The sequence below is a fragment of the Amycolatopsis sp. NPDC114504 genome, from assembly GCF_055633595.1.
In genome coordinates, this window is sequence record NZ_JBVKDU010000002.1 from 91,417 (window position 1) to 112,573 (window position 21,157).

The window sequence follows — 21,157 nt, forward strand, 5'->3', positions numbered from 1 at the left end:
TGGGGTTCGGCCGTTGCCGCAGGGGCGGCCGGGACAAAGTGGACAGCCGGGGCAGCCGGGGCATGGCCCAGCCGGCGGGCCCGGCGGTCCAGGGCCCGGTGGAGCGCCCGGCCAGCTCCCCGGCGGGCAGCCGGGGCAGCCCCCGCACGGCCCGGCTGGCGGGCCAGGGCAAGGCGGCACACTCCAGACCGGATCGCCCCAAGGGCCCGGCGGCGCGCCCGGCCAAGCCTCCGGCGGCCAGCCGGGGCAGCCGCCACACGGCCCGGCCGGCGGGCCCGGCCAAGGCGGCACATCCGGCCAAGGCCTCGGCGGCCAAGCACCGCACGGCAGGCCCGGGCAAGGCCCCGGCGGCCAAGCGCCGCATGGCGCCCCCGGGCGAGGCGGCGCACCGCAAACCGGGCCGTTCCCCGCGCCCGGCGGCGTGCCTGGCCAGGGTCCGCAGACCGGTGGCGTGCCCGGGCAGCCCCACGGGCCTGGCGGCCAGCCGCCCGGGCAGCCGCCCCAAGCGCAAGGACCCGCCGGTGCACCCGGGCGGCCGTCTCAAGGCCCGCAGTTCCCAGGCCGGCCGCAGTTCCCCGGCCAGCCGCCCCGGGGTCCGCAAGGCACCCAGGGCTTCCCCGCCCACGGCCCGCCGTCCGGTCCCTACCCCCGCCCCGGCGCACCCCTCCCGCCGCCGGCCGCGGCGGCCTCCCAAGCCTTCGCCGGCCCGCCGCCCGGCTCTCCCTTCGGACCGCGGTTCGCTCCCGGCTACCGGCCCTACGTCGCGAAGAAGTCGAACACCGGGGTCATCGTCGCCGTCGCGATCATCGGGATCGTCGCCGTCGTCGGGGGGCTCGTCGCGGCCGTCGCGCTGATCGGGGGCAACACCCGGCACGTCGCCGATGCCGGGTACTCCAGCACCTACCCCTCGGACACCTACGAAACCACCTCCGCCGTCGAGACCACCGCGACCACGTCGTCCACCGAAGAGACGACCAGCAGCGAAACCACCGAGCGCACGACCCGCACGTCCGAGGTCCCGCGCGGCCCCCGCTCGGTCGTCGCCACCGGGAACAACCCGCTCTTCGCCAGCGCCGACTACGGCCTGCAGAACGTCCCGTGCTCGCTGAGCCGCTGGGCGACCGACCAGAACAGCGCCACCCGCTTCTTCCAGTCCGGGATCGCCTGCCTCGACGCGATGTGGTCACGCATGCTCGGCGCCGCGGACCTGCCGTTCCGGTCGCCGAACCTGTCGGTGCCGCGGTCGCTGTCGGAATCGTCGACGCCGTGCGGCAGCGGAGGCACGACCACCGGTGTCACGCCGTTCTACTGCCCGTCGAACGACACCATCTACATGCCGATGGACCGCATCGAGATCGACGTCTGGGGCAACCACCCCGGCCCGTACCTGTCGATCCTGGCCCACGAATACGGCCACCACGTGCAGAACCTGGCCGGCATCTCCGAGGCCTACGGCGACCAGCGCTACGACGCGGGCGCCGACTCGGCGGTCGGCCTGGAGCTGTCACGGCGGATGGAGCTCGAGGCGCAGTGCTTCTCGGGCATGTTCCTCGGCTCCGCGTCCGTCTCCGGCGGGTCGGTCGACAAGAACATCTACAACGAGGCCTGGAACGCCCAGGACCGCGGCGACGACTACGCCCGCAACGGCAAGCGCGACCACGGCAGCGCCAGGCACAACATCTCCTGGTGGCAGCACGGCGCGACCAAGAACCGCAACCAGCAGTGCAACACGTGGCTCTCGGCGTCGGGAGACGTCTCCTAGCCCGGCGGCGTGAACGGGTTCTCGGCGGGGGCCACCGGGGTTCCGGACGGCGGAGTCGGCGGATCCACCTCGGCGGCCGGCCAGGGAGCGGACGTCGCTTGCCCAGCCGCGTACCCGGCCCGCAGGAACCCCGGCTGGTCCGGCCCCGGGGCGGGCGCGCTGGGGATGTGCCCCCGCGCCACCGCGACCTGCGCCGCGTAAGCCCGCACCGCCCGTGAGTGGTCCCGGTTGCGCCGCTCCGCCAGCACCGCCGCCAGGAACGCCCACGGCGGCACCCCGGGCGGCACCGGCGTGCCCAGCGCGTTGCCCACCTGCTGGGCCAGCTTCCAGCCGAGCGCGTGCGACGCTTCCGGCGCCAGCTGGCCGAACCGCGCCAGGAACTGACGGCTCGCCAGCGCGAGGTCGTCGGGGAGCCGTGTCAGGTCGAGCTGGGCCGCCCAGCCCTCGAGGCCCGGGGGCATGCCGATCGCCGGGTAGGCCACGCTTTCCGGGGCGCGATCGCGGACCACCAGCGTCCCGGCGAGGAAGTCGCCGACGCGGCGGCCGTCCGACGAGCACAGCGACACGATCACCGCCACCGCCCCGAACACGCCGAGCGCCCAGAAGTCGATGACGAACCCGGCCAGCCCGCGGGTCAGGGCGTGGCGGAAGCGGATCGGGCCGCCGTCGACGCGCACCACGCGCAGCCCCACCGCCATCTTGCCCAGCGAGCGACCGCGGGACAGCGTCTCGAACAGCACCGGGTAGCCGACCATGATCAGCACCAGGAACACCAGCGCGAGGGTCAGCGCGAGCGACTCGTCCTCGCCCGCCACGGTGAGCGTGAGCACGAAGAGGGCGCCCAGCAGGAGCGCGAACTGCACGAGGACGTCGAGCACCATCGCCAGCGCGCGGCTGGCGAGCTTGGCGACGTGCAGGTCCAGGACGACGGCTTCGCCGGTGACCAGCTCGGATTCCTCGCGCACACGGCCCAGCGTAGCGACGGATAGGCTGGCCCCGTGGATGTGGACGTCTTCGTCGCGACGCACTCGGCGGAGTGGAGCCGGCTCGGCGAGCTGACCCACCGCGGCGGCAAGCTGACGGGGGCGGAGGCCGACGAGCTGGTGACGCTCTACCAGCGGACCGCGACGCACCTGTCGATCGCCCGCTCGGTCGCGCCCGACCCGGCCCTGCTGAGCAGGCTGTCCGGGCTGGTCGCCCGCGGCCGGAGCGCGATCTCGGGGTCGCACAACCCCGCGTGGCGCGAAGTCGCCTTGTTCTTCACGCGCCGCTTCCCCGCCGCCGTGTACCTCTCGCGGCGCTGGTGGATCCCGGCCGCGCTGGTGTCGATCGCGGTGATGGCGGTGATCGCCGTGTGGGTGGCGCGCGACCCCGGCGTCCGCGCGTCGATCGGGAGCGCGGACGAGCTGAACCAGCTGACCAAGCCCGGCGGCGAGGCGGAGAGCTACTACTCGACGGGCCCGGCGACGTCGTTCGCGGCGCGCGTGTGGACGAACAACGCGTGGGTGGCGGCGACGTGCCTGTTCCTCGGCATCGCGCTGGGCCTGCCGGTGATCGGCGCACTGTGGATGAACTCGCTCAACGCGGGCCTGATCATCGGCGCGATGACCGCGGCCGGCCGCGGCGACGTGATGATCGGCCTCCTGCTCCCCCACGGCCTCCTGGAGCTGACGGCGGTGTTCATCGCGGCGGGCACGGGACTGAAACTCGGCTGGACGGTGGTCGACCCGGGCCGCCGCTCCCGGACCGCCGCACTGGCCGAACAGGGCCGGTCGGTGGTGGTGATGGCGCTCGGGCTGGCGTGCGTGCTGTTCGTGTCGGGGCTGATCGAGGCGTTCGTGACGCCGTCGGGCTGGCCGACGTGGGTCCGGGTGGGCATCGGCGTGCTCGTCGAGGTGTTGTTCCTGGTGTACGTCTTCACGCTCGGAAGGCGTGCGGCGAAAGAGGGCGAAGTGGGCGACCTGGACGCGCGCGACACCGGGGACGCCTTGCCCGAGTCAGCATAGGCACGAGCCCTCGAAGGCGATCGACGATCCGTCCTCCAAACCGGCCGTCCCGACGAACCGCGCCTCGAACTCCCCCACCTCGGTCAGCACCAGCTTCGGGCTCGAAGCCGAACCGTCCGCGCCCGTCTTGACCGTCACCGTCTCACCTCCGCCCTCGAACGCCAAAGCGTTCTTCGGACGGGCCGCCCGGACGAAGAACGTCACCGGTACGTCGGCCGCCGGCTGGCCGTTTTCGCCGATCACCCGGACCACGAACGGTGCTCCCGGGTCCTTCGACGCCAGGCGCTGGCCGTTGCCCGACAGGATCGCCAGCGTGCGGCCGCCCGCCGCCCACGTGTTCGCGATGCCCGTCAGGGAACAGACTTCCTGGTACAGCCGGGCGCCCGCGACCGCGCCTTCCGCCGTCAAGCACCGGGCCGTGGCGACGTTCGCGATCTCGACCAGCCCCGGCAGCCCGGCCACGCGCCGCCACGCCTGGTGCTTGTCCGCATCGGAGCAAGCAGCCGTTTTCACCGCCACCCCGTCGACCGGGCTCGCCGCCGTCAGACACTGTCCACTTGCGACATTCGTGAAGTGCTGCCCGGCGTACGTCCACTTGGCACCCGGGTCCGCCGCGTCCGCCAGCACCGGCTGACCGGAAACCACCGCCAGCGACAGCTTGCCGCCGCCGTCGGCCAGGTAGACGGGAGCACCGTCGGACGCGGGAGCCGAAACGATCGCCAGGGCCACGGCCATGAGCTTGAACATGCTTCGGGCTTAACAGGACCACCGGCGGCGCACCACCGCAGCCACCCGTTAGAGCCGCCCGGCCGCCTTCAGCGCCAGGTACCGGTCCGCCAGCGCCGGCGGCAGCTCCTCCGGCACCGCGTCCACGACACTGACACCGTGCCGGGCCAGGCGTTCGGTCACCCGCTGCCGTTCCGCCGTCGTCCGCGACGCCGACGCCGCGTCGTACACGGCCTCCGCGTCACCCCGGCCGGCCAGCATCTCCGCGACCCGCGGGTCCGCCACCGACGCGACGATCAGCTCGTGCCGGGCGGTCAGCGAGCTCAGCACCGGGAACAGCCCCTCCTCCAGCGGCGCCGCGTCGAGGCCGGTCAGCAGCACCACCAGCGAACGGCGCCGGGTGCGCTGCAGCACCTCCGCGACCATCCCCCGCGCGTCCGTCTCGACGAGCGAAGGCTCGATCGGCGCCATCGCGTTCACCAGCGACGTCAGCAGCGCGGCCCCCGACGAACCGTGCACCGCGGCCCGCAGGCGACGGTCGTACGCCAGCAGGTCGACGCGGTCGCCGGCCCGGGAAGCCAGCACCGCCAGCAACAACGCCGCGTCCATCGCCGCGTCGAGGCGCGGGGCGTCACCGACCCGGCCCGCCGACACGCGGCCCGTGTCCAGCACCAGCACCACGTGCCGGTCGCGCTCCGGGCGCCACGTCCGGACCATCACGTCCGCCGCGCGCGCCGTCGCGCGCCAGTCGATCGAGCGGACGTCGTCGCCGATCACGTACTCGCGCAGCGAGTCGAACTCCGTGCCCTGACCGCGGATCAGCACCGCACTGCGGCCGTCGAGCTGCTGCAGCCGCGCCAGCCGCGACGGCAGGTGCTTGCGGCTGTGGAACGGCGGCAGCACGCGGACCGTCCACGGCACCTCGTGCGAACCCTGCCGCGCGGCCAAACCCAGCGGCCCCACCGACCGGACCGTCACCCGCGCCGCCGTGCGGTCGCCGCGCCGCGACGGCCGCAAAGACGTCACCAAAGCCTGCCGTTCTCCCGCCGGTACACGCAAAGCGTGCCGATCGGCAGCGCCGGCCGAAGGCGGCCACGCGTCACGCAGCTGCCCGCGGACCGCACGGCCACCGGGGTTCGCGACGACCAGCGTCACCTCGCACGGCTCGCCGAGCCGGACGGACGTGTCGCCCGAGCGCCGGAAAGCCAGCGGCCGCACGCTTCCGGCCAGCAGGAGGTCGACGACCACGAGCAGCAGGAGCACCCCGCCGACGGCGAGGATCCCGGTCGTCGACGGCACGAGCAGCCCGACCACCAGCGCACCGAACAGCGCCAGCAGCCCGAGCCTTCCGGTGACGGCCATGTCAGCGCGGCACGGGCACGGACGCGAGCACGCGGTCGAGCACGCCGTCCGCGGTGACGCCCTCCAGCTCGGCCTCCGGCCGCACGTCCAGGCGGTGCCGCAGCGCGGGCCGCGCCAGGGCCTTGACGTCGTCGGGGGTCGCGTAGTCGCGCCCGGCCAGCCACGCCCAGGCCCGGGTGACCGCGAGCAACGCCGTGGCGCCACGCGGCGAGACGCCGATGCGCACCGACGGCAGCTGCCGCGTCGCCCGGCACAGGTCGACGACGTACCCGATCACCTCGGGCCCGATCGTCACCTTCGCGACGGCTTCCCGCGCGGCCGCCAGCTCCGGAGCACCCGCGACGGCCTTGAGGCCCGCCGCCGCGAGGTTGCGTGGGTCGAAGCCCTGCGCGTGCCGCCAGAGGATGCCGATCTCGTCCTCGCGCGACGGCGCGGGCATGGTCAGCTTCAGCAGGAACCGGTCCAGCTGCGCCTCCGGCAGCGGGTAGGTGCCCTCGTACTCCACCGGGTTCTGCGTGGCGATCACGATGAACGGGTCGGGCAGCGGCCGCGACTTGCCGTCGAGCGAGACCTGCCGCTCCTCCATGGCCTCCAGCAGCGACGACTGCGTCTTCGGCGGCGTCCGGTTGATCTCGTCGGCGAGCAGCAGGTTCGTGAACACCGGCCCCTCGCGGAAGGAGAACTCGCCGCTGTGCGCGTCGTAGACGATCGAGCCGGTGACGTCGCCAGGCATCAGGTCCGGCGTGAACTGCACCCGCGTGGTCTCCAGGTTCAGCGACGCGGCCAGCGCCCGCACCAGCAGCGTCTTCGCCACGCCCGGGACGCCTTCGAGCAGCACGTGCCCCCGGCACAGCAGCGCCAGGATCAGCCCGGTCACCGCGGCGTCGTTGCCGACGACGGCCTTGGCCACCTCGGCCCGCAACGCGATCAGCGCGTCCCGGGCCCCCGTCGCGTTCTCGCTGGTCAAGATCGCCCCACCTCTCGTTCCACCTGGTCCAGTTCGCCGGCCAGCCGGACCAGCGCGGGATCGTCCGGCACCGGCGGGCCGTGGAGCACCGCGCCGACGTCGTTGGCCGGCCGTCCGGTGCGCGTGCTCACCGCGGTCACCAATGCCGCCGCGTCGGCATCGCGCGGCAGGCCCAGCGCGGTCCGCAACCGGGCCCGCGACGCCTCCCGCAGCGTCTCGCCCGCGTGTCCCGCGGCCTTCGCCCGCCGGTACAGCCGAGCGCGTCCTTCGGCGGTTTCGGCCGCGCGCACGACGATCGGCAGCGGCTCGGTGACCACCGGGCCGAGCCGGCGCGCCCGCCACAGCGCCAGCAGCGCCACGGCGATGAACGCCTGCGCGGCACCGTAGTAGAAGCCGTCCGGGATCAGCTCGAAGATCGACTTGCGGGTGTCGTCCAGCGCCGGGTCCGCCGTGGACGGCAGGTACCAGACGAGCTTCGGGTGCTGCCCGAGCAGGTGCAGCCCCAGCGCGGCGTTGCCGTCGTCGGCGAGCCGCGCGTTGGTCAGCGGCGCCGACGAGCCGAGCAGCGTCGTCGTGCCGCCCGCGTCGGCGAGCTGCAGCAGCGTGCCGCCGCCGTCCTCACCGGGGTAGCACGAGCGCGCGCCGGGCGAGGCGTAGCCGATGCCGCCGAGGGTGACGTCGCCGGCCGCGACCGCCGCGGCGACCGTGCACTGCGGACTCAGGGTGCCGACGTCGCTCTGGCCGACCGGGCGCACGAGCGGCAGCGAGTCGTGCAGCGTCGGGGCTCCCGGCGTCACGATGACGACGTCCGCGGCGTGCTCCCGCAGCGCGTCGAGGCGCTTCGCCGGGACGAGGTCGGGCTGGGTGACCAGCAGCGTCGCGTCTTCGCTGATCGCGTCGTCCGCTTCGTCAGCGGTGTGCGCCGCTTGGACGTCGACACCCTGGTCCTGCAGGAGCTGCGCGAGCGCGTGCGCGCCACCGGGTTCGTACGAGCCGGGTTCGAGCGCGCCGTGGGTCTGCTCGCCGCGGCCGAGCAGCAGCAGGGCGCCGGCGGCGAAGATCAGCGCGACCAGGGCGAGCGGGATCCGCACACCGCGCCAGATCCGGCGCACGTCCGGCGACACCGAGGTGCTCACGAGCCCGCCATGGCGACCGGCCGTTCACGGCGGCAGCGTTCGTCCAGCTCGGTCAGGGTGCGGTAGGCCGTTTCGGTGCCTTCGCGGCCGCCGTAGTGGACGTCGTCGAAGAGCCGCGCGCCCTCCCGCAGTTCCGCGGCGACGTTCGGCAGCAGCACCCCGGCCTCGGCGGCGGCCTCGTCCGCCGTCCGGCCGGAGCGGGCGTCGAGCAGCGCGCGTTCCTCCAGTGCCCGCACTACGGCGCGGAAACGGTCGCGGACGGCGTCGTCGTACCGCCCGGCCGCGGCGGCTTCGGCGGCCGAGCGGCGGTAGTCGTCGGCGCTTTGACGCTTCCCGCCGAAAACCGTCCGGTCGGCCCGGGACGCGCGGGCGATCTTGCCGGTGCGCAGCCGGACCACGACGACGAGCACGATCAGCAGCACGAGGACGAGCAGGACGCCCCAGATCCCGCCCGGCACCACCGAAGACATGCCGTTCAGCAGCTTTTCGAGCTGCTCGCCGAGCCACTGCCCGACTTCCTGCAGGAAGCTCGGCCGCGCGTCCCGGTACTTCGGGTCGCTCAGCTCCCCCGCCGCCGCGCGGCGGGCATCGTCCCGGTCGATGTCGACCGGGACGTCGGTGAGCAGCAGCGTCACCACGCCTGCGGCGGCTGCACGCCGGCCGCGCGGGCCAGCTCGATGTCCATGCCTTCGCGGCGCATCCGCTGGTCGAGGTAGACGATCACGGTGACCAGCGTGACGAACGGGATCGCGATCGTGCCGGAGATGATCTGCCCGGCCGACTGCAGCAGCAGGTCACCGGTGCTGGGCAGCGACACCTTGCCCGGGTTGAGCACCTGGTCGAAGACGCCGGTGCCGAGGGCGAACGGCAGCTGGATGATGTTCTCGAAGAGCGACTGGATGACCCGCGCCAGCAGCAGGATGCCCAGCACCCGCCAGAACGCGCCGCTGACCAGCTTGATCGACCGGGCGAACGCCTCCCGGAACGTGCCGCGCTCGAGCACGAGCGCCGGTACGGCCAGCGCCCAGAACACCCAGGCCAGCACGCCCGGGATGATGCAGAGCATCAGGCCGACCGTCGTGACCAGGCCGTACACGAACGCCACGCCGAGCAGCGGCAGCAGCCGCGGCTGCAGCTCGCGCCACGCGATGCCGAAGGTGACCTCGCGGCCCAGCGCGGCCCGGCCCATCACCGTGGCCATCAGGCCGGTGGTGACCGCCAGCAGCAGGGTCGAGATCAGCAGCGTCGGGATCAGCACGAGGAAGAGGTCGCCGAAGGTGCCGAAGACGAGGTTGCGCACTTCTTCGTCGGTCGCGCCCGGGCCGAGGGTCGCCGTCGTGGCGAGGTTCTCGAAGTCGGCGAGCACGTACTTCTGCACGAGGAACGTGATCCCGGAGGTGAGCACCGCCATCACCGCGCCGATGCCGAGGATCAGCGCCGGGTGCCGGCGGATCGCCGTGATCGAGCCGTCGAGGATGTCGCCGATGTTGAGCGGCCGCAGCGCGATCACGCCGGGCTTGCCGAGCCCGTGCGGGCTCCAGGGCCGCTGCTGCTGGTACTGCTGCTGGTACTGCTGCTGCCCGCCGTACGGCGGCAGTGGTGTCGGCGGTGTCGGCGGCCGCTCCCAGCCCGGCGGGGTCGCCGGTCCCGGGGTCGCCTGGGCGTCCGGCGGCTGCCACCCGCGCGGCGGCGTCGCCGGTGACGCGGAGTGGTCTTCGGCCGGCTTCGAATCACCCGATCCGGGGGCGGGAATCCGCGGGACGCCCTGGCTGGGTGTCGGCGTGTCGTCGCCCTTGTCGCCGGGCGCGCCACCGGTGTCTGTCATCGAAGCCCCTCGCCTGCGGTACCTGGTTGGCAACACTCTTTCAGAGCCGGTCGCACCCGGCCAGACCTGGGGTGACGTCGGTCCGTGGTGACCGCATGCGCACGGACGGGTGCGAGAGCCCCCATTCCCCCGATATGCTGAATGGCGGGATCGGGTACCCCCGGTCCGTACCGAGACCTTTCGGGACTGCCTAGTGACGCAACCGCCCCACGGCCAGGTACCGCCTCGCGGAACCGTCCAGCCGCCGCCGGTGCCGGATGCGCAACCGGATCTTCCCTGGCTGGGCCGCCCGCACACCGTGTCCGCGCCGCGCCGCCGGTCTCCGGCCGCAGTGATCGGGGTGTGCCTCGGGGCGGTGGCCGTGCTGGTGCTCGGGCTGGTCGCGATCGTCGCGCTCAACCGCAGCGAGACGCCGCTCGCCAACGCGAACTTCCGTGACACCCCGTCGTCGCAGGACGTCCCCTCGCAGCTGCCCGGCGGCGCGGGCGCCCCGGCCTCGGCGTCGAGCCCGCCGTCCGAGACCTCCGCACCCAGCGCGACCGGTCCGCAGAAGATCCTCAAGCTCGCCGACCACCCGATCCTGCAGGACCCGAACGCCGGCCTCCAGAACCGCGTCTGCACGCTGCCGGCCTGGCAGAGCACGCAGGCGGGCGCGGAAGCGTTCTTCACCGCGGCCAGCAAGTGCCTGGACGCCGCGTGGGGCCCGTTCCTCAGCGCCTACGGCCTGCCGTTCACCTCGCCGGCGCTGCACTTCCCGACGGGCGCGAGCTTCGAGACCGAGTGCGGCACCATCCAGGTCGGCATCGCGACCGCCGCGTACTACTGCGAAAACAACCTGTACGTCCCGTTCCGCGGGCTGCAGACCGACCAGTACGGCAACAACCCCGGCGTCTACCTGGCCCTCTTCGCCCACGAGTACGGCCACCACGTGCAGGAGGTCGCCGGCCTGATGGACGCGGCCTGGCAGAAGATCTACGAAGCCGGCCAGAACAGCCCCGCCGGGCTGGAGATGTCGCGGCGCAAGGAACTGCAGGCCCAGTGCTTCTCGGGCATGTTCCTCGGCGCGCACGTCGACCAGGGCGGCACGATCAGCCGCGACATGTACAACAAGGCCTGGAACGACCAGGAAACCCGCGGCGACAACACGTCCCGCAGCCACGACCACGGGACGAACGCGCACTACGCGTCCTGGTGGCGGGCGGGCGCGACGAGCAACCGGATCTCCGACTGCAACACCTTCGCGGCGCCGTCGTCCGAGGTCAGCTGACCTTCGGGGCCGGCTTCGGCCGCAGCGGGATGCTCAGCCACAGGTAGACGAACATCCCGCCCGAGAAGCACGCGAACACCAGCAGGAACAGGCCGATCGGACGGCGCGCGTCCGAAGCGCCGGCGGACGTGTCGGCGACGCGGACCGTGACCGTGCCCTGGTCCGGCAGCACCTCCGGGACGCCGACGTCGACGCGCTCACCCTGGCCGTGGCCGCAGCCGTTGAGAGTGCCCTCGTGGGTCTTGCCCGCGACGGTGAACTTCACGGTCTCGACCGCGTCCGGCCGGTCGCACGGCGCGGGCTTGGTGACCTCGGCCGTCACCGGTGCGCCCAGGTCGTCGTTGGTGATGCCCAGCAGCCCCGGCCCGGCGAGCCAGCACAGCAGCACGACGAGCAAGCCCGCCGCGGCGGGAATCGCCACCGTGGGCCACTTGAGATCGAGTGATCGCGGGGGCACTTCGCCATGGTTCCAGATCCCGCGGGCAAAACCCAGGCGCCCCGGTCCCGGCCACCAGGTCCCCGCCGGGTCTCGCCGGGTCTCGCCGGGCGAACCGGACCTACCGCTCGATCTTCTCCGTCTGCGTCACCTTCTTGACGTAGAGCAGCTTGTCGCCCGGCTCGATGGCGTCGGCCTGCGGGGAGTCCACGCGGTACAGGACGCCGTCGCGGACCAGGCCGAGGACGAGGTCGGACAGGTGCCGCGGCGACCCGCCCTCCTCGGCCGGCTCCACCGCGCGTTCGGCGATGGCCAGCCCGGACTCGGGCGTGAGCAGGTCCTCCATGATGTCCACGACCAGCGGCGTCGACGTCGCCATGCCGAGCAGCCGCCCGGCCGTCTCGCTGGAGACGACGACCTGGTCGGCGCCGGACTGCTTCAGCAGGTGGACGTTCTCCGCCTCCCGCACCGACGCGACGATGTGCGCCTTGGGCGCCAGCTCGCGGGCGGTGAGCGTGACGAGCACCGCCGTGTCGTCGCGGTTCGGGGCGACGACGACCGCGCGCGCGTGCTGCACGGCGGCGACGCGCAGGACGTCGGAGCGGGTGGCCGAGCCGTGCACGGCGACGAGGCCGAGCGCGCTCGCCGCGTCGAGGGCCTGCTGGTCGGTGTCGACGACGACGATCTGCCCCGGGGCGATGTTCTCGTCACCGAGCAGCGCGTTGACGGCGGACCGGCCCTTGGTGCCGAACCCGACGACGACCGTGTGGTCGCGCACCTTCGTCCTCCACTTCTGGATCTTGAACGCCTGCCGGGAGCGCTCGGTGAGCACCTCCAGCGTGGTCCCGACCAGGACGATCAGGAAGAGCACCCGCAGCGGGGTGATCACCAGAACGTTCACCAGGCGGGCGGACGAGGTGGCCGGGGCGATGTCGCCGTAGCCGGTCGTCGAGAGGGAAACGGTGGCGTAGTACAGGCTGTCGAGCAGGGACAGGCCGTCACCGTTGGCGTCGCGGTAGCCGTCGCGGTCGACGTAGACGATGATCACCGTCAGCAGCAGCGCGAGCGTCGCGCCGATGACCCGCTTCATGATCGAACGCAGCGGGCTGACCGTCAGCTCGGGCATCCGCAGGACGCCGACGAGCTCGTGGTCCGGCCGATCGGTGAGACTGCCCAGCGGCAACCGCCTCAGTGCCTTCATGCACCGGCTCCCCGCGGCAGGTGTCGAGCGTCACTCACGCCCGGAGGATAGCCGAACGGAGTACCCGGCCGCCGCGTGGAACGATCAGCTCATGGCAACTTCACAACGGCCCGCGCATTTCCTGGCCGGCGTGCTGGGCACGATGGGCGTCCTGCACTTCGCCGTGCCGAAGCCGTTCGACGGCCTGATCCCCGCTTCCCTCCCGGGCTCCCGGCGGGCGTGGACGTACGGTTCGGGCGTCGCGGAGCTGGCGATCGGTGCCGCGGTGGCGGTCCCCCGCACCCGCCGCCTGGGCGGCCTGGCGGCGGCACTGCTGTTCCTGGGCGTCTTCCCGGGCAACGTGAAGATGGCCGTCGACGCGTCCGCCGCGCCGGCCCCGCAACGCGCGATGGCCTGGGCCCGCCTCCCCCTGCAGTGGCCCCTGATCGCATGGGCCCTTCGAGTCCGCGACCACGCCTAACCGGACGACACGCGTACCCACGCGGACGACACGCGTACCTGGCTGGACGACACGTCGGAAGCCGGGTCGCCATCGCCGTGTCGTCCATCCGCGTACGCGTGTCGTCCAGCTGAGTACGCGTGATGCCTCTCGGATCACGCTTCGGGGATGTCGCGGAGGATTTGACGGAGGCCTTCGGGGTCCAGGAGGTCGGCCGGGCGGATCGTGCGGTTCGCGCGGACGTAGTGGAATGCCGCGCGGACCTCCTCCACCGGGACGTTCTTCAGCGCCGCCCAGGCCATCCGGTACGCCGCCAGCTGGACCGCCAGCGCCGGCAGCCGGGACTCCGGCGGGACCGCGCCCGTCTTCCAGTCCACGACCTCCCAGTACCCGTCGGGGTGGCGGAAGACCGCGTCCATGCGGCCGCGCAGGGTGATGCCCTCGACGTCGGCCGAGAACGAGATCTCCACCGCGTGGGGCACGCGGGAGGCCCATTCGCTCTTCTCGAACTCCGTCTGCAGCTCTTCGAAGTCCGCGTCGGGCGCTTCGTCGAAGTCGGCCGCGCCCGGGAGGTCGTCGATCTCGATGAGCTGGTCGCCTCCGAAGCGGCGCTCCAGCCAGCCGTGGAACTCCGTGCCGCGACGGGCGAAGCTGTTGGGCTCCACCGGGAGCGGACGGCGCAGGTCCGCCGCCAGCTTGCCGGCGTCGTCGGCCAGCGCGACCAGCTGGCTCACCGAAAGCCGCGACGGCAGCGGGACGCGCTTGACCTGGTCGTCCTTGCGCGCCCACTCCTCGAGCAGGACGTCGGTGTCGGTCAGCCAGCCGTCGGGATCGTCCTCTTCGGACTCCTCCGGCAAGTCCACAGCGGACAGTGCCTCGGACACCAGCTCCACCCCGGTCTGCACGCCGGTGCGGCGGTCGGCCAGCGGATCGACGGGCCAGCGCGCCGTCCGCGAGTCCGACACCAGCGGGTTCTCGTCGTCGACAGACGGCTCCGGCGCCCACTCGGCGAGCTGCCCGACGCCGGTCTCGCGCAGGACGTCGCCGATCTCCGTCAGAAACTCCGACGGCCCCTTGGACCGGCTGCTGCTCTCGTTCCACCAGTGCCCGGACACGATCAGCGCGTGCTCGGACCGCGTCAGCGCGACGTAGCAGAGCCGCCGTTCCTCCGACTGCTCCCGCTCGACGAACCCGGCTTCGTGCAGCTCCAGTCCTTCTTGGACTTCCTTGCGGTCGTAGCCCTCGGCGATCCGCAGCTCCGGCAGGTCCTGCGCGTCACCGCGCAACGCCGCGGGCAGCGCCGTCGCGGTCCGCAGCCACGACGACGACCGGCGGCGGCCGGGGAAGACGTCCTGCACGAGGTGCGGGACGGCGACGACCTCCCATTCGAGACCCTTCGCCGAGTGCACGGTGAGCACCTGCACGCGGTCCGGCACGACCTCGACCTCGCCGGGGGTGAGCCCGTCTTCCGCGTGCGCGGCAGTGTTCAGATAGTCCACAAAGGACAGTAGAGTCGCCGTCGGCGCGGTCTCGGCATAGTCGGTGACGACTTCGGCGAACGCGTCCAGGTGCGCGCGCCCGGCGGATCCGGGACGCGCCAACGACTCCACGTCGAGGAGCATCGTGCGTTCGACGTCGGCGACGAGCTCCGGCAGCGACTGGTCGAGCCGCCGCCGCAACGCCGACAGCTCCCAGCCGACCCGGCGGATGCGCTTGTAACCCTCCTCGGAATACCGGTCCGGCGCGCCCGGCTCATCGATGGCGTCGATCAGCCCGGCCTGCTCGACGCGCTCCACGACCAGCTCCGGCCCGTCCGGCTTCTCCGGGCTGGAAAGCTCACCCGCGCGCCGCCACAACGCGGCGACGTCGGCGGCCGCGAGCCGCCAGCGCGCGCCGGTCAGCATCCGGGCCGCGGCGCTGCCCGACAGCGGATCGGCGAGCACCTTGAGCGTCGAGACGAGGTCCGCGACCTCGGGTTCGTCCAGCAGCCCGCCGAGCCCGACGACCTCGACCGGCAGGCCGCGCGCCCGCAGTTCGGCGGCGATCGGGGCCATGTCGGCGCGGCGCCGCACGAGCACTGCGGCGGTCGGCGGCTTGCCGGTCCGCTCCTGGACGGCGTGCCAGCGCCGGGCGAGGGCGTCGGCCACCCAGTCGCGTTCGGCGCGGATGTCCGGCAGCAGCGCGCACGCGATGTCCGCGGGCCCGGCGCCTTCGCGCGCCCGCAGCCGTTCGACGCCGAGTCCGCGCGCCCGCAGCGGTTCGGCGATGGCGTTGGCGAGGTCGAGGATCTCCGGCGGGTTGCGGAAGCTCGTCAGCAGGCCGAAATCGCTCGCGGGGACCAGGTTTTCCCCGTCGTGACGCGGGAAGTCCGTCGTGAAGCGGGGCAGGTTGGCCGCGCTCGCCCCGCGCCAGCCGTAGATCGCCTGGGCCGGGTCGCCGACCGCGGTGACCGGCATCGGCTGGTTCTCGACGCCACCGAACAGCGCCCGCAGCAGGACGCGCTGAGCGTGCCCGGTGTCCTGGTACTCGTCGAGCAGCACCGCGCCGAAGCGTTCACGCTCGCCGCGCACGACCGACGGGTAGTCGCTCGCCAGCTGCGCGGCCAGCGACATCTGGTCGGCGAAGTCGAGCGCGCCTTCGTTGCGCTTGCGGCGGTGGTACTCCTCGACCAGCGGCAGCAGCGCGAGCCGGAAGTGTTGCGCCGCCATGATTTCCGTGAGCTTCTGCGGCAGCGCGGCCCGCTGTCCCTTGGCGCGCGGCGCGTTCTCGATGACGCGGCACATCCACGTCGTGTACTCGGCGAGCTGGTCGACCGAGATGAGGTGTTCACCGAGCTCACCGGCCAGCTGCAGGACGTCCGCGGTGACGGTCGGCGGGACGCGGTCGGTGTCGAGCTCGTTGTCCCAAGTGGACACGACGCGGTGCGCGATCTGCCACGACGACGTCTCGGACAGCAGCCGGACGCCGGGCTGGACCGGCAGCCGCAGGCCGTGTTCGGACAGCAGGCGCCCGGCGTAGGCGTGGTAGGTGAGGACGGTCGGCTCGCCGGCGACCACAGTGGACCGCAGGCCGCCGGAGGGATCGAGCCGGTCGAGCAGCCCGGACCCGGCGAGCCGCCGCAACCGCGCGCGCACGCGTTCGCCGAGCTGGCGCGCGGCCTTGCGGGTGAAGGTGAGGCCCAGGACGCGGTCGGGGCTGACGATCCCGTTGGCGACCAGCCAGACGACCCGCGCGGCCATGGTTTCGGTCTTGCCGGCGCCCGCGCCCGCCACCACGAGCGACGGCTCGACCGGCGCGGCGATGACGGTGGCCTGCTCGGGAGTCGGCCGGTGCAGGCCGAGCGCGTCGGCGAGTTCGGCGGGCTCGACGGGGTTGGCGATGACGACCGGGCTCACGCACGCCTCCCGGCCGGTCGTGAGTGGGAAACAGGGTTAGAACACTGTTTCCCACTCACGACGTCTTCGCGACGGGTCACGGGCCCGGCACCTGCCTGCCTTCGGGCCGCAGCGGGCAGCACCCGCGGGCCGGGCAGCGGTCGCAGTCCGGGTTCTCCTGGGCCTGGTAGTCCGGCCCCGCCGCCGACGCCGCCGCGTCGCGGACCAGCTCCAGCCACTGCTTGCCGCCCACCTCGTCGAGCGGGGGCTGGGACCGCTCGGTCGCGCCCGTCTTGTTGTTGGCCTTCGCCACGTACACCAGCCGCGCGCCGCCGGGCTCGTTGCTGCCCTTGATCGCGCCCAGCAGCACCGCCAGCTGGTACGCCGCCAGCTGCGGGTGTTCTTCAGCGTCCTTTCCGGACACCGGGACCTTGCCGGTCTTGATGTCGACGATCACCGGGCGCCCCTCGGCGTCCAGCTCGACGCGGTCGACGCGGCCGCGCAGCAGCACCCGGACCTCGTCCTCGCCCCCGGCCGGCAGCTCGACCTCGATGTCCTGCTCGACGCCCGCCGCCTTGAGCTCGGCGCGGCTGCGCTCCAGCCACGTGACGAAGTTCTGCAGCATCTGCTCGACCCGCCGCCGCTCCCGCCGGGAGAACCACGGCGCACCCGCGTCGACGCGCACCCACGCGTCGTCCAGCGCGGCCTGCAGCTCCGCGTCGGTCTTGCCGGACGCGACGGACTCCGCCAGCCCGTGCACGAGCGTCCCGGTCACCGCGGCCAGCTGCGCCGGGTCGCTACCGCCGTGGCGCTCGATCATCCAGCGCAGCGGGCACTTCGTCAGGATTTCCACTGTGGACGGTGAGATCCGGATCAGGTCGCCGGCCCGGTGCACCGGCTCGTCGGTCGACGCCGGGAGCAGGCCGTACCAGGTCGACGGGTGCGCGCCGGGCACCTTCGCGTCGGCGAGCCGGGCGAGCTGCTTCGCGGCACGGCGCCGGCGCGCGGGATCGGCCTTGTCGTCGCAGACGACCTCGCGCAGCTCCCCCACCAGCTCGGCCAGCACCAGCGACCGGCCCGGGGGCTTCATCCGCGAGTCGAGGCCGCCGTCGTCGGCGCCGTTCTCCTCGAGGTCGTCGAGGAACCGCGACGGCTGTTCGTCCTCTCCGGACACCGCGGTGACCAGCAGCGTCTGCTTCGCCCGGCTCATCGCGAGGTAGAACAGGCGCCGCTCCTCGGCGAGGATCGGCGCGGTCGCGGAGACGGCGTCATCGTCCACACCGGACATCAGGTCCTTCAGCCGTTCCACGCCCAGCACGGATCCGCGCAGCCGCAGGTCCGGCCACGCGCCCTCCTGGACGCCGGCGACGGCGACGACCGTCCATTCGCGACCGGCGGCGGCGTGCGCGGTGAGCAGCGAGACACCGTCGGACGGGACCGCCGCCGGAGCGAGGGTGTCCCCCGCGATCTGTTGCGCCCCCAGGTAATCCGCGAAGGACGCGACGCTCGCGCGGGGCAGCCGGTCGACGTACCGGCCGGCCGCGTCGAAGAGCGCCACGACGGCGTCGAGGTCGCGGTCGGCCTGCGCGCCCAGCGACCCGCCGCGCTCGACCTGCTTCAGCAGCTTCTCCTGCAAGCCGCTTTCCTTCCACAGCTGCCACACGACCTGCTCGACGCCGTCACCGCGGGCCACGGCCTGGTGCGTGACGCGCAGCAGCCCGCCGACGCGCCGCACCGGTTCGGCCTCGGCGTCGGCCAGCCCGACGAGGATGTCCCCGCCGCGCAACGCTTCCACGAGCAGCTCGTCACTCGAGCGCTGCCCGCCGCCGGCCAGTTCGAGCCGGCGCAGACCGCGGCGCAACCGCCGCAGCGCCAAGGGATCCGCGCCGCCGAGCGACGACGACAGCAGCATCTCGGCGAGGTCGATGTCGAGCAGCTCGGGCGCGGGCGCGAGCTTCAGCACGGCCAGCAACGGCCGTACCGCGGGCTGGCGGGCGAGCGGCAGCTCCTCGGTCGCCGAGCCGATCGGGACGCCGGCCGCGCGCAAAGCGCGTTGCAGCACCAGGAAAGTCCGGGCCGGCGACCGGACGAGCACCGCGATCTCCGACCACGGCACGCCGTCGACGAGGTGCGCGCGCCGCAGCTGGTCGGCGATCCAGCTCGCCTCGGCGGCCGGCGTCGGCATTACGCGCACACGGACGTTCCCGCCGGTCGCCCCGGCGGGCGGGAGGATCTTGCGGTGCTGGGACAGCCCGGGCAGCGTCGCGCCGATCTTCGCCACCGCCAGGCGGACGGCCGGGGCCAGCCGGTGCGACGTCGTGAGCGTGACGGTCCGGCTGCCGTCCGGGTCGGCGTCGGCGAACAGGCTCGCGTCGGCGCCGCGGAAGGAGAACACGTTCTGGTCGGGGTCGCCGGCGACGACGAACTCGGTCGCGGTGTGCCCGATCATCCGGACCAGGCTGGTCTGCAGCGGGTCGAGGTGGTGGGCGTCGTCGACGAAGAGGTGCCGCACCCGGGTCCGCTCGCGTTCGCGCAGCTCGTCGTCGTCCTCCAGGGCGAGCAGCGCGGAGGTGACCAGCTCGGCGGCGTCCAGCGCGGGCGCGCTCGCCACGCCGAGGGCGTTGCCGCCCGCGCCCTGCAGCTGCGTGACTTCTTCGTACTGCGCCCAGAACTGCCCGGCGGCGATCCACTCGTCGCGGCCGCGGCGGCGCCCCAGCTCGGCGAGGTCCTCCGGGCCGAGCCCGCGTTCCGCGGCCCGCATCAGCAGGTCGCGCAGCTCTTCGGCGAAGCCGGGGACCATCAGCGCCGGCCGCAGCTGCTCGGGCCAGTACCCGGCTTCTTCGTCGAGGTCACCGGCGAGCAGTTCGCGGACGACGACGTCCTGCTCGGCCCCGGCGAGCAGGCGCGGCGGCGGGAGCTCCTCGGCCATCGCTTCGAGCCGCAGCAGCGAGTAGGCGTACGAGTGGACCGTGCGGACGAGGGGCTCGCGGACGGTCCGGGGCAGCGGCCGGGCCTGGTCGGGGTCGGCGGTGAGCCGGCGGGTGATGTCGGCGCGCAGCGCGTCGGCGGACTTGCGCGACGTCGTGAGCACCAGCACGCTCTCGGGGTCGGCGCCCTCGGCGATGCGGCGGGTGGCGGCCGACGCAAGCAGCGCCGTCTTGCCGGTGCCGGGACCGCCGAGCACGCGCCGGAAACCCCTGGGTGCGGAGAGCATCCGCCGGGCGCCTTCGTCCCAGGTGAACGAGGGTGTGGCGGTGATCGGCGTGCGCACCAGCCGCGCGTCCGCCTGCGCCGTTCGCCTCGCGTTCACCCAGCGATGGAACCACGACCGGAGTAGTGGGTGCGGCACCGGCACGCCTTAACGGGGCTGCGTGCGATGAAGGTGCCGGAGCGTGCGCCGGGTGGCCACCGAAAGTGTCGTACCCCTCCGGCAGAGTGGGGGCATGGACGACGTTCTGCACGAGCGCGTGCGGGAAATCATCGAGTCGGTGCCGGCCGGCACGGTCGCGACGTACGGCGACATCGCGGCGCTCTCCGGCGCGCCCTCGCCGCGGATGGTCGGCGCCATCCTGGCCGAGGACGGGCACGACCTGCCGTGGCACCGGATCCTGCGCGCGAACGGGACACCGGCGCCGCACCTGGTCCACGACCAGCTCGAACGGCTGCGCGCGGAGGGCGTGCTGGCCGACGGCCAGCGCGTCGACCTGCGGAAGTACCGCTGGAGGCCTGATGGTGACGAAGATCCCGGCGAGGAGGGACTGTTCTGACCCCTGATTCTTAGGTTAGCCTCGCCTAATGACGACGCAGGTGGAGCGACCGGCTCTGACGTACCACCGGGCCCAGGTGACTGTGGTCCGGCCGCTGACGCCGCACATGGTGCGCGTGACGTTCGAAGCGGCCACCTTCCGCGAAGTCCCGGCCGGGTCGCCCGACCAGTACGTCAAGGTCTTCTTCCCCCAGCCGGGCCAGGACGAGCCCGAGCTGCCGGAGGCCGCCTCCGACGTCATGTCGTGGTACCGCACGTACCTGGCGATGCCCGACGACGTCCGCCCGCCGATGCGCACGTACACGGTCCGGGCGCACCGGCCGGCGTCGGCGGAGATCGACGTCGACTTCGTGCTGCACGGCGACAGCGGCCCGGCCTCGGCGTGGGCGTCCCGCGTGACGCCGGGCGACCGCGTCGCGTTCACCGGCCCGTACGGCTTGTACGACCTGCCCGCCGAGGCCGACTGGCAGCTGCTGGTGGGCGACGAAACGGCGTTGCCCGCGATCGGTTCGATCATCGAGCAGCTTCCGGCGGGCACGCGCGTTTCGGCGTACATCGAGGTCTCGGAGCGCGAAGAGCGTCAGACGTTCGAGACGCGCGGAGCGGTCGAAGTCCACTGGCTGCTTCGCGGGTCACGTCCGCTGGGCGAGGCATTGCTGGACGCGGTGCGCACGGCGACTTTCCCCGGCGGAGCGCCGTACGCGTGGGTGTCGGGCGAAGCGGGCGTCGTGAAGCTGGTCCGGCGGCACCTGGTGCGGGAGCGCGAAGTCGACAAGCGGCGGATCTGCTTCACCGGCTACTGGCGCACGGGAGTCAGCGAGGAAGCCGCGAGCCGCGAAGCGGTCCGCGCGGCCGACGCGGGCGAGGTCCCGGCCGAGGATGACTGAAGT

General features: G+C 73.2%; 17 protein-coding genes. 6 read left to right on the forward strand and 11 right to left on the reverse strand.

Features of this window, described 5'->3' with window-relative positions; all coding sequences use genetic code 11:
- The first annotated feature begins 451 nt into the window (after nucleotides 1-451).
- Nucleotides 452-1,762, forward strand: coding sequence for a neutral zinc metallopeptidase (locus ACZ7PG_RS11935; RefSeq protein WP_470239118.1), 1,311 nt, complete (start codon nucleotides 452-454; stop codon nucleotides 1,760-1,762).
- On the opposite strand, the gene ACZ7PG_RS11940 is transcribed toward ACZ7PG_RS11935, so the two are convergent.
- The gene (locus ACZ7PG_RS11940) at nucleotides 1,759-2,727 is read right to left on the reverse strand and encodes an RDD family protein (RefSeq protein WP_470239119.1); all 969 of its coding nucleotides are present in this window, start codon (nucleotides 2,725-2,727) and stop codon (nucleotides 1,759-1,761) included. The two genes, ACZ7PG_RS11935 and ACZ7PG_RS11940, sit on opposite strands and share 4 nt — an antisense overlap.
- A 33-nt stretch (nucleotides 2,728-2,760) precedes the next feature.
- On the opposite strand from ACZ7PG_RS11940, the gene ACZ7PG_RS11945 reads away from it, so the two are divergent.
- Nucleotides 2,761-3,768: a stage II sporulation protein M gene (locus ACZ7PG_RS11945; RefSeq protein ID WP_470239120.1), complete on the forward strand. Its 1,008-nt coding sequence runs from the start codon at nucleotides 2,761-2,763 to the stop codon at nucleotides 3,766-3,768.
- Here the strand turns inward: ACZ7PG_RS11945 and ACZ7PG_RS11950 are convergent.
- From ACZ7PG_RS11950 to ACZ7PG_RS11975, 6 genes are read right to left on the reverse strand one after another with little or no spacing between them, the layout of a single operon-like run.
- Entirely contained in the window at nucleotides 3,760-4,515 is a 756-nt protein-coding gene (locus ACZ7PG_RS11950; RefSeq protein WP_470239121.1) for an RICIN domain-containing protein, read from the reverse strand. The two genes, ACZ7PG_RS11945 and ACZ7PG_RS11950, sit on opposite strands and share 9 nt — an antisense overlap.
- Nucleotides 4,516-4,563: 48 nt before the next feature.
- Nucleotides 4,564-5,856 carry a DUF58 domain-containing protein gene (locus tag ACZ7PG_RS11955; protein WP_470239122.1) on the reverse strand — a complete coding sequence of 431 codons (1,293 nt, stop codon included), beginning with the start codon at nucleotides 5,854-5,856 and terminating at the stop codon, nucleotides 4,564-4,566.
- Nucleotide 5,857: 1 nt separating this feature from the next.
- Nucleotides 5,858-6,823 carry an AAA family ATPase gene (locus ACZ7PG_RS11960; protein WP_470239123.1) on the reverse strand — a complete coding sequence of 322 codons (966 nt, stop codon included), beginning with the start codon at nucleotides 6,821-6,823 and terminating at the stop codon, nucleotides 5,858-5,860.
- Nucleotides 6,820-7,959, reverse strand: a complete 1,140-nt coding sequence (locus ACZ7PG_RS11965) for a DUF4350 domain-containing protein (RefSeq protein WP_470239124.1) — start codon at nucleotides 7,957-7,959, stop codon at nucleotides 6,820-6,822. Before ACZ7PG_RS11965 ends, ACZ7PG_RS11960 begins: the two co-directional genes overlap by 4 nt.
- Complete coding sequence (locus ACZ7PG_RS11970; protein ID WP_470239125.1) at nucleotides 7,956-8,597, reverse strand: DUF4129 domain-containing protein; 642 nt, start codon at nucleotides 8,595-8,597, stop codon at nucleotides 7,956-7,958. The genes ACZ7PG_RS11965 and ACZ7PG_RS11970 overlap by 4 nt, the downstream gene beginning before the upstream one ends.
- Nucleotides 8,591-9,784 carry a glycerophosphoryl diester phosphodiesterase membrane domain-containing protein gene (locus ACZ7PG_RS11975; protein ID WP_470239126.1) on the reverse strand — a complete coding sequence of 398 codons (1,194 nt, stop codon included), beginning with the start codon at nucleotides 9,782-9,784 and terminating at the stop codon, nucleotides 8,591-8,593. Before ACZ7PG_RS11975 ends, ACZ7PG_RS11970 begins: the two co-directional genes overlap by 7 nt.
- A gap of 250 nt (nucleotides 9,785-10,034) precedes the next feature.
- Here ACZ7PG_RS11975 and ACZ7PG_RS11980 point away from each other — a divergent pair, with 250 nt between their 5' ends.
- A complete protein-coding gene (locus ACZ7PG_RS11980) occupies nucleotides 10,035-11,051 on the forward strand; it encodes a neutral zinc metallopeptidase (RefSeq protein ID WP_470239127.1) in 1,017 nt (338 codons plus the stop codon).
- On the opposite strand, the gene ACZ7PG_RS11985 is transcribed toward ACZ7PG_RS11980, so the two are convergent.
- On the reverse strand, nucleotides 11,044-11,472 hold the full coding sequence (locus ACZ7PG_RS11985; protein WP_470240735.1) for a P-loop NTPase family protein: 429 nt from the start codon (nucleotides 11,470-11,472) through the stop codon (nucleotides 11,044-11,046). The genes ACZ7PG_RS11980 and ACZ7PG_RS11985 overlap by 8 nt on opposite strands.
- A 136-nt stretch (nucleotides 11,473-11,608) precedes the next feature.
- Nucleotides 11,609-12,688, reverse strand: coding sequence for a potassium channel family protein (locus tag ACZ7PG_RS11990; RefSeq protein WP_470239128.1), 1,080 nt, complete (start codon nucleotides 12,686-12,688; stop codon nucleotides 11,609-11,611).
- A 91-nt stretch (nucleotides 12,689-12,779) separates the two neighbouring features.
- Between ACZ7PG_RS11990 and ACZ7PG_RS11995 the strand changes: the two genes are divergently transcribed.
- Nucleotides 12,780-13,148 (forward strand): DoxX family protein, encoded by a 369-nt coding sequence (locus ACZ7PG_RS11995; protein WP_470239129.1) that lies wholly within the window; start codon nucleotides 12,780-12,782, stop codon nucleotides 13,146-13,148.
- A gap of 134 nt (nucleotides 13,149-13,282) precedes the next feature.
- Here ACZ7PG_RS11995 and ACZ7PG_RS12000 read toward each other — a convergent pair whose 3' ends face one another.
- On the reverse strand, nucleotides 13,283-16,522 hold the full coding sequence (locus ACZ7PG_RS12000; protein WP_470239130.1) for an ATP-dependent helicase: 3,240 nt from the start codon (nucleotides 16,520-16,522) through the stop codon (nucleotides 13,283-13,285).
- 76 nt (nucleotides 16,523-16,598) lie between these two features.
- Entirely contained in the window at nucleotides 16,599-19,772 is a 3,174-nt protein-coding gene (locus tag ACZ7PG_RS12005) for an ATP-dependent helicase (RefSeq protein ID WP_470240736.1), read from the reverse strand.
- A 172-nt stretch (nucleotides 19,773-19,944) separates the two neighbouring features.
- On the opposite strand from ACZ7PG_RS12005, the gene ACZ7PG_RS12010 reads away from it, so the two are divergent.
- On the forward strand, nucleotides 19,945-20,268 hold the full coding sequence (locus tag ACZ7PG_RS12010) for an MGMT family protein (RefSeq protein ID WP_470239131.1): 324 nt from the start codon (nucleotides 19,945-19,947) through the stop codon (nucleotides 20,266-20,268).
- Nucleotides 20,269-20,296: 28 nt separating this feature from the next.
- The gene (locus ACZ7PG_RS12015) at nucleotides 20,297-21,154 is read left to right on the forward strand and encodes a siderophore-interacting protein (RefSeq protein WP_470239132.1); all 858 of its coding nucleotides are present in this window, start codon (nucleotides 20,297-20,299) and stop codon (nucleotides 21,152-21,154) included.
- Nucleotides 21,155-21,157 lie beyond the last annotated feature (3 nt).

Excerpts from the sequence above, each read along its gene's own strand:
- ACZ7PG_RS12010 (WP_470239131.1), top strand. The coding sequence starts at position 19,945 with ATGGACGACGTTCTGCACGAGCGCGTGCGGGAAATCATCGAGTCGGTG.
- ACZ7PG_RS12015 (WP_470239132.1), top strand. The coding sequence starts at position 20,297 with ATGACGACGCAGGTGGAGCGACCGGCTCTGACGTACCACCGGGCCCAG.
- ACZ7PG_RS11975 (WP_470239126.1), bottom strand. The coding sequence starts at position 9,784 with ATGACAGACACCGGTGGCGCGCCCGGCGACAAGGGCGACGACACGCCG.
- ACZ7PG_RS11995 (WP_470239129.1), top strand. The coding sequence starts at position 12,780 with ATGGCAACTTCACAACGGCCCGCGCATTTCCTGGCCGGCGTGCTGGGC.
- ACZ7PG_RS11950 (WP_470239121.1), bottom strand. The coding sequence starts at position 4,515 with ATGTTCAAGCTCATGGCCGTGGCCCTGGCGATCGTTTCGGCTCCCGCG.
- ACZ7PG_RS11955 (WP_470239122.1), bottom strand. The coding sequence starts at position 5,856 with ATGGCCGTCACCGGAAGGCTCGGGCTGCTGGCGCTGTTCGGTGCGCTG.
- ACZ7PG_RS11990 (WP_470239128.1), bottom strand. The coding sequence starts at position 12,688 with ATGAAGGCACTGAGGCGGTTGCCGCTGGGCAGTCTCACCGATCGGCCG.